Here is a 7647-nt window from a genome sequence, read left to right on the forward strand (position 1 = left end):
GAATTGGATTGTTGAGGTGCAAATAGAGGAAAAGGATGACCTTCATAAAGATCATCCCTCGATAGAATTCGCGATTCATTTATGCCAAATATTTCTCGATGGCGCTCCAAGCTGCTTCTTTTCCTTCCCCGGTTTCCGCGGAAAAGGGGATTAGTACGTCTTGCGGATCGGCCTGTAAAACCGTTCTCGTCCGTTTTACAAAGCTGTCACGTTTATTTTTCGGAATTTTATCCAGCTTGGTGGCAATGATGACGACAGGAATTTCGTAGTATTTTAAGTAATCGTACATTTGCACGTCATCTTTTGTCGGTTCATGGCGAATATCCGTGATTAATAATACAGCCCGCAATGTTTCCCGGAAGCGGAAATATTCTTCCATCATCTGACCCCATTTTTCCCGCTCCTTTTTGGATACTTTCGCATATCCGTAACCGGGTACATCGACAAAATAAAAGGCATCATTGATTCTATAAAAATTTAACGTCTGGGTTTTGCCCGGTTTTGACGACGTTCTCGCTAAGTTTTTCCGTTGGATTAATTTATTGATAAACGATGATTTTCCCACATTGGACCTGCCGGCTAAGGCAATTTCCGGAAGCCCGTCCTCCGGGTATTGCTTTTTGCTTACCGCACTAATGACAATTTCTGCTTTCGTTACTTTCATTACTGTTCCTCCACTAGAGCATGCTGCAACACTTCATCTAAATGTTTGACAGGTATAAAGGTCAGCCCTTCCCGTACACTTTCTGGAATTTGCTCAATGTCCTTTTCATTATCCTTTGGCAGGATAATCGTCGTCAGTCCGGCGCGATGGGCGCCAAGGGCTTTTTCTTTCAGTCCGCCGATTGGCAATACCCTTCCTCTTAAAGTAATTTCTCCTGTCATGCCCACTTCTTTTTTCACTTTTCGGTTGGACAATGCGGAAACGAGGGCGGTTGCCATCGTAATTCCGGCAGACGGCCCGTCTTTCGGAATGGCTCCTTCCGGGACGTGAATGTGGATATCATATTTTTCATGGAAATCTGGATCAATATTCAGCTCTTTCGCACGGGAACGGATATAACTGAAGGCAGCCTGGGCCGACTCCCGCATCACTTCCCCTAATTTGCCGGTTAGCGTCAATTTCCCCTTGCCTGGATAATGGCTTACTTCAATCGTTAAAATATCTCCGCCTACCGTCGTATAGGCAAGGCCGGTCGCAGCACCGATCTGATCTTCCTGTTCCATCAGCCCGTAGCGAAATATAGGTTTGCCTAAAAATTCTTCGATATTGTTTTCAGTAATAATAACCCGCTTTTTCTCTTTGGCTGCGATAATTTTGGCCGTTTTTCGGCATAATTTTGCAATTTGCCGTTCCAAGCCGCGGACTCCTGCTTCTTTCGTATAATTGCGAATAAGCTTTAGCAATGCTTCATCCCGTATTTGCAGATCGCTTCGCTTTAAGCCATTTTCTTTAATTTGTTTCGGGAGCAAATATTGTTTCGCAATATGCTGTTTTTCCACTTCGGTATAGCCGGCTATAGAGATGACTTCCATCCGGTCTCTGAGCGGTCCGGGAATGCCGGCAATATTGTTTGCTGTTGCAATAAACATTACATGGGACAAATCATAGGTTTCCTCGATAAAATGGTCGCTAAAATTTTTGTTCTGTTCCGGATCCAGCACTTCCAACAGGGCTGCGGACGGATCACCGCGGAAATCGTTGGACATTTTATCAATTTCGTCGAGCAGAAATACCGGGTTTATCGTTCCTGCCTTTTTCATCCCTTGGATAATTCTTCCGGGCATGGCACCGATATATGTTCTACGATGCCCCCGAATCTCAGCCTCATCCCGGACTCCGCCTAAAGAGATGCGGACAAATTTCCGGTTGACTGCCGAAGCGATCGATTTAGCCAATGATGTTTTCCCAACCCCAGGCGGGCCAACTAGACAAAGAATCGGGCCTCGGAGTGAGTTGGTCAGTTTTTTCACAGCCAAATATTCTAAAATCCGTTCCTTTACTTTCTCCAAGCCATAGTGATCTTTATTTAATATTTTTTCAGCCTGGCTAATTTCGATATTATCCTTCGTTTTCTGCGTCCACGGAAGGCTGATTAGCCAGTCAAGATAATTTCGGATGACCGCACTTTCTGCAGAGCTTTGCGGTACTTTCTCATATCTGCTTAATTCCTTCAACGCGGCTTCCCGGACATGTTCCGGCATTTGTGATTGTTCGATTTCTTCCTTCAGCTGACTGATTTCGCCGCTTTTTCCGTCTTTTTCACCCAATTCTTTTTGAATCGCTTTTAATTGTTCCCGCAAATAGTATTCTTTTTGGGTTTTTTCCATGGAAGAGCGGACCCGCTGCCCGATTTTCTTTTCTAAATCCAATACTTTTTTCTCGTTGGAAATAATGCTGAGCAGCTTATGTAAACGATCTGTTACGTCAATCGTTTCTAAAATTTCCTGTTTTTCTCTCACTTTTAAGGCGAGATGACTGGCGATAATGTCTGCCATTCTGCCGGGATCCTCGATATCAGCGACCGTTGCCAATGTCTCTTGTTTAATCTTTTTCGAAATTTTAATGTACTGTTCAAATTGGGATAGAACGGTGCGGGCTAACGCTTCTTCTTCATGCTCTTCTCCGCGAACATCTTCTAGTTTCTCAATTTCAACGATAAATTCGTCCTCGGATTCAACGTAGCGGATAATTTCTCCCCGCTCTTTCCCTTCCACTAAAACCCGGAAAGTTCCATTTGGCAGTTTAATCATTTGTTTTACCGTAGCTACCGTTCCGATGCGGTAAATATCTTCCGTACCCGGATCATCGATTCTCACCTTTTTTTGAGCAGCAAGAAAAATCCGCTGATCCTCCATCATCGCTTTTTCCAGCGCGGAAACGGATTTATCTCTTCCGACATCTAAATGGATGACCATGGACGGAAAGACGAGTATGCCACGAAGGGGAAGGAGGGGAATTTGTATGATATCATTCGTCATATGTATGTAACCTCCAAAATCATGTTTCAATTTTCTCGGTGGATGTACGACAATATTCCTTCAAGTAGTTTATAGAAAATCAAGCAAATTGTAAACGAACTTTATTGCAATTAGTATGTGATACAATATTATTCTTTAAACATAAAAAGAGACTAACAAAGCAAAAGCTCTTTGTCCTAAGAACTAGTCTCGTCAGTCTCTTTTCGTTTATGTTCAATTGCTGCCGTTACGCACTTTCCTTCGGATGTTTTTTCATCCCTTCTTGCACCGTTCCATCCCGATAAATCAGTGTCGGACTTCCGTCTTCCTCAATTACCGTTTCCTTCGTGATTATGCATTTCTCAATGTCATCGCGGGAAGGAAGTTCAAACATGACATCGAGCATAATTCCTTCAATAATGGAACGCAATCCGCGGGCACCGGTCTTTCTCTCAATGGCTTTCTTGGCAATTTCCACAAGGGCATCCTCTTCGAATTCCAATTCCACATTATCCATTTCAAACAGCTTTTGATACTGTTTTACCAATGCATTCTTTGGTTCAGTCAAAATTCTAATCAGCGCTTTTTCATCCAGCGGCTCTAAACTGGAAATAACAGGAATCCGACCGATGAATTCCGGAATCAAACCGTAGCGCAACAAGTCTTCCGGCTGCACTTGAGCTAAAAGTTCTCCCATGGACAAATCTTCGTGCTTATCTGTTGTGCCGAATCCGATTACTTTCTTGCCAAGTCTCCGTTTAATTACTTGATCAATCCCGTCAAAGGCACCGCCGACGATAAAGAGAATATTCGTCGTATCGATTTGAATAAACTCCTGGTGCGGGTGTTTTCTTCCACCTTGGGGCGGCACGCTGGCAACGGTCCCTTCCAAAATCTTTAACAATGCCTGCTGCACGCCTTCTCCGGAAACATCTCTCGTAATCGAAGGATTTTCCGATTTACGGGCTACTTTATCAATTTCATCGATATAAATAATCCCTTTTTCCGCTTTTTCCACGTCGTAGTCTGCAGCTTGAATTAATTTCAGGAGAATGTTTTCCACGTCTTCTCCGACGTAACCTGCTTCTGTCAGCGACGTAGCGTCTGCCATGGCAAACGGCACGTTAATAATTCGCGCAAGAGTTTGTGCCAATAACGTTTTCCCGCTTCCCGTCGGACCGATCATCGCAATATTGCTCTTCGCCAGCTCCACATCATCGGAACTCTTCGGAGAGTTAATCCGTTTATAATGGTTGTAAACGGCAACAGAAAGACTTTTCTTTGCTTTCTCCTGCCCGATTACGTAATCATCCAGGATTTCGCATATTTCTTTCGGTTTCGGAATTTCTTTAAACTCGATTTCCTCTTCGGTTCCAAGTTCTTCTTCCACAATTTCAGTACATAATTCAATACATTCATCACATATATAAACACCTGGACCGGCAACTAATTTCCGTACCTGGTCTTGACTCTTACCGCAAAAAGAGCATTTCAGCTGACCCTTTTCATCATTAAATTTAAACATTCCATTCACCCCTACATTTCCTAAAATCCAGGTTACAACTTATAGCAATCATATCAGAACAAAAGTAAAAAACAAAACGATAACACTTTTCCCTCATAAATAATTGAAAGCCTTTTTGGTAGCATGGTCAAATGAAAGGCTTTTATGCGAACTTGCTTTTTCCAAAAAATGATTCCTTTTCTTATGATTTTTATTATCAGCCATTTTGAATAAAAGTCAAATTATTTTACTTCTATTATATGATTAATTTGAAGATTAAGTATCATTGGCTGCAGGAACATAAAACAAGGTGCGAAGTTATTCGCACCTTGTTGCATTTTTTTATTTTGCTTCAGAAACGACTTTGCAATGTTCTACTAAGAAGTCAATAGCTTTCCGCAGCTGAAGATCCCCTTTGATGGTGGAAGTATTTCCGCCAAGCAATGGCAGAAGCTGTTTTGCTTCCATGCCGTACATGGATGCCATTTTCTCTAATTCTTCATTTACTTCTTCTTCTGTCACTTCCAGGTTTTCTGCCTTCGCAATTGCTTCAAGCGTCAAGTTCGTCTTCACGCGTTTTTCTGCGTCTTCTTTCATTTGTTCTTTTAACGCATCTTCGTCTTGACCGGAGAATTGCTCATACATTTCCATGGTCATTCCTTGCATTTGCAAGTTTTGTTCAAATTCACGCATCATTTGTTCTAATTCCGTGTCAATCATTACTTCTGGAATATCAACCGATGCATTTTCTGTTGCTTTTTCGACGAGCTGCTGACGTTTCGCATTGTCGCTTTCTTGCTGTTTGGATTTGATCAGCTCTTCTTTTTTCTTTTCTTTTAGCTGTTCGAGCGTTTCTGCTTCATCGTCCACATCTTTTGCAAATTCATCGTCTAATTCTGGCAGTTCTTTGTATTTCACTTCGTGGATTTTCACTTTAAACGTCGCAGGTTTGCCGGCTAAATCTTCCGCATGGTATTCTTCAGGGAAAGTAACTTCTACTTCCACTTCTTCTCCAGCTTTTTTGCCAATTAGCTGCTCTTCAAAACCAGGGATAAATTGGCCAGAGCCGATTTCTAAGGAATAGTTTTCTCCCTTGCCGCCTTCAAAGGCTTCTCCATCCATAAAGCCTTCGAAATCGATGACAGCGGTATCGCCTTCTTCAATTTCCCCTTCTTCTTTTACAACGAGTTCTGCATGACGCTCTTGGATACGTTTAATTTCCTCTTCCACGTCTTCATCAGTAACTTCTACAGGAAGTTCTTCCACTTCGAGCCCTTTGTATTCGCCAAGAGTGACATCAGGCTTCACTTCTACGACAGCAGTAAAGATTAAATCCTTCCCTTTTTCAATCTGCTCAATATCCACTTCCGGTGAGTCAATAGGGAAAATATCTGTTTCATCTACCGCTTTGTGGTATGCCTCTGGAAGAACGATGTCCACGGCATCTTGATACAATGCTTCCACGCCAAAACGTTTTTCAAAAATGCTCCGCGGAACTTTCCCTTTACGGAACCCAGGAATTTGAACATCCTTTACTACTTTTTTAAACGCCTGATCTAGCGCTTTATCAAATTCTTCTGCAGGAACTTCAAAGGTTAGTACCCCTTTGTTTCCTTCTTGTTTTTCCCATTTTGCTGACATATTGTTCCCTCCAACTTAAAATTTCCCAAAAAAATAATTCGTTCCTCATCATTTCTATGTAAGTGCAGCATGTCGAAAATGGACATCTGTTTTCCAAAAACATTGTATTTTTAGGGATATTGCTTTAATAACCACTTCATTATACCATAATTTATACTGCTTTCAAGCATTTCCATCAAATCACTCTTCAATTACGCTGGAATACAGCGTTTCAGCATACTGTATCAAATCTTCATAATAGGACACGGTCGCACTTTGATCCCCATGATGGTATGTATCGATGCCCAATAACTTTTTCCCTAAAGATGTTAATGCAAGGGCAATGTCGGAATAATGTTCCCGTGATGGACTGTACGGGTATAAAACATAAAGAAAATGATACAATAATTTCTTCATCACTTGAAACAGCGTTGGATTGTTTTCTTCAACATGGGCGAATTGCTTGACGATGAGCTTGTAGTCTTGGTTATTATCCAGTCTTTCTATTTTAATCGGTATAAAATCTTTGCATTTGTCAAATTTATGTATCCGAACGGGTTCTGTTACCTGCTGCGCTTGCAGCCATTGGAAAATTGCCGTTTTAATTACCGGGTGAATCGTTTCGGCTGCTAAATGTTCGATTACGGCATTTTCCGGTTCTGCCCCTAATTTATTCAATCTGTCTATGTAATGCCACTGTAAAGGAATATTGCCTTCTCCAACTGCCCGATTAAATTTGGCGAGAAGCTCGTTCACCTCTTCCTCTTCTGATTCTTCTTTCATTTTTTTGCTCATCGAAAACAGCTGGAGAAACTGTTCTCTTTCGGGAGGTGTCAAATGTTCCATTTCTAATAAAGACTGAACTTCTTCCATTAACAGTTCATATTGATTCGTTTGCAGCAAAATCGTCAAGTAGATATGGATGTAATGCAAATAATTTTCGTTTTTAAGCGCCAGCAGCTCTTCACATAAGGACTGGGCCTCCGGAAGACGTCCTAATTCCATTAAACAGATTAATTTGCCGGTAAAAATTTCTACATCTTCCACTTTATGTTCGATCAGCTTGTTCAATTTTTTCAAAGCTGTTCCATAGCGCTTTTCCTTCAGCGCCTGCAAACTTTCTTCCTCTAACATTTCCCTCCATTTTGGAAAAAGAATGATGTTATCCTGAGTCAATCCCATCCCACCCCCTTTCCTTATATTATTAACTCAACTTTCGCAGTTTAAAATAGGCAGGTACACCTTGATATAGTTAGGCAGACCCGCAACCCATTGTTGTAGTTGACTTTTAATTAACTTTTGTATTCTTTTATTGGTGTGTTTTAGGATATCTTCAAGAAGCTCGATTAATTGCTGTAACGCTACAGACCAATCAAGTTCATTTATTTCATCACATAATTCATAAAACATGCCACCTAATGTACGGTCTGCACCGATTTTGCCAGGAAAGCACGATATACCTTGTAAACACAATGGTTGTATGGCTGATTAGTGCATCATATGAACGACTCTGGAATTCTTTTTCCAGTTTCAATAGGGACTTCGTTGTTTTGAAAAAGACT

5 protein-coding genes and 1 pseudogene are annotated in these 7647 nt (G+C 41.4%); all 6 read right to left on the bottom strand.

Annotated features, from left to right (window positions below; all coding sequences use genetic code 11):
* Nucleotides 1–79: 79 nt before the first annotated feature.
* Nucleotides 80–664, bottom strand: a complete 585-nt coding sequence (yihA, locus tag IEV18_RS00990; RefSeq protein WP_188390496.1) for a ribosome biogenesis GTP-binding protein YihA/YsxC — start codon at nucleotides 662–664, stop codon at nucleotides 80–82.
* Nucleotides 664–2982 carry an endopeptidase La gene (gene lon / locus IEV18_RS00995; RefSeq protein WP_188390497.1) on the bottom strand — a complete coding sequence of 773 codons (2319 nt, stop codon included), beginning with the start codon at nucleotides 2980–2982 and terminating at the stop codon, nucleotides 664–666. The genes yihA and lon overlap by 1 nt, the downstream gene beginning before the upstream one ends.
* Before the next feature lie 226 nt (nucleotides 2983–3208).
* Nucleotides 3209–4486 (bottom strand): ATP-dependent protease ATP-binding subunit ClpX, encoded by a 1278-nt coding sequence (clpX, locus tag IEV18_RS01000; protein WP_188390498.1) that lies wholly within the window; start codon nucleotides 4484–4486, stop codon nucleotides 3209–3211.
* Between the two features lie 321 nt (nucleotides 4487–4807).
* Nucleotides 4808–6106 carry a trigger factor gene (tig, locus tag IEV18_RS01005; RefSeq protein WP_188390499.1) on the bottom strand — a complete coding sequence of 433 codons (1299 nt, stop codon included), beginning with the start codon at nucleotides 6104–6106 and terminating at the stop codon, nucleotides 4808–4810.
* A gap of 180 nt (nucleotides 6107–6286) precedes the next feature.
* On the bottom strand, nucleotides 6287–7261 hold the full coding sequence (locus tag IEV18_RS01010) for a tetratricopeptide repeat protein (RefSeq protein ID WP_188390500.1): 975 nt from the start codon (nucleotides 7259–7261) through the stop codon (nucleotides 6287–6289).
* Nucleotides 7262–7294: 33 nt separating this feature from the next.
* A pseudogene (locus IEV18_RS17165) lies at nucleotides 7295–7647 on the bottom strand (IS4 family transposase); the annotation flags it as partial.

It is taken from the genome of Compostibacillus humi (assembly GCF_014637175.1).
GTDB classification, from domain to species: Bacteria; Bacillota; Bacilli; order Bacillales; family Amphibacillaceae; genus Oceanobacillus; species Oceanobacillus humi.

Coding starts and splice junctions, on each gene's coding strand:
- lon (WP_188390497.1), bottom strand. CDS start 2,982: ATGACGAATGATATCATACAAATTCCCCTCCTTCCCCTTCGTGGCATA.
- yihA (WP_188390496.1), bottom strand. CDS start 664: ATGAAAGTAACGAAAGCAGAAATTGTCATTAGTGCGGTAAGCAAAAAG.
- tig (WP_188390499.1), bottom strand. CDS start 6,106: ATGTCAGCAAAATGGGAAAAACAAGAAGGAAACAAAGGGGTACTAACC.
- clpX (WP_188390498.1), bottom strand. CDS start 4,486: ATGTTTAAATTTAATGATGAAAAGGGTCAGCTGAAATGCTCTTTTTGC.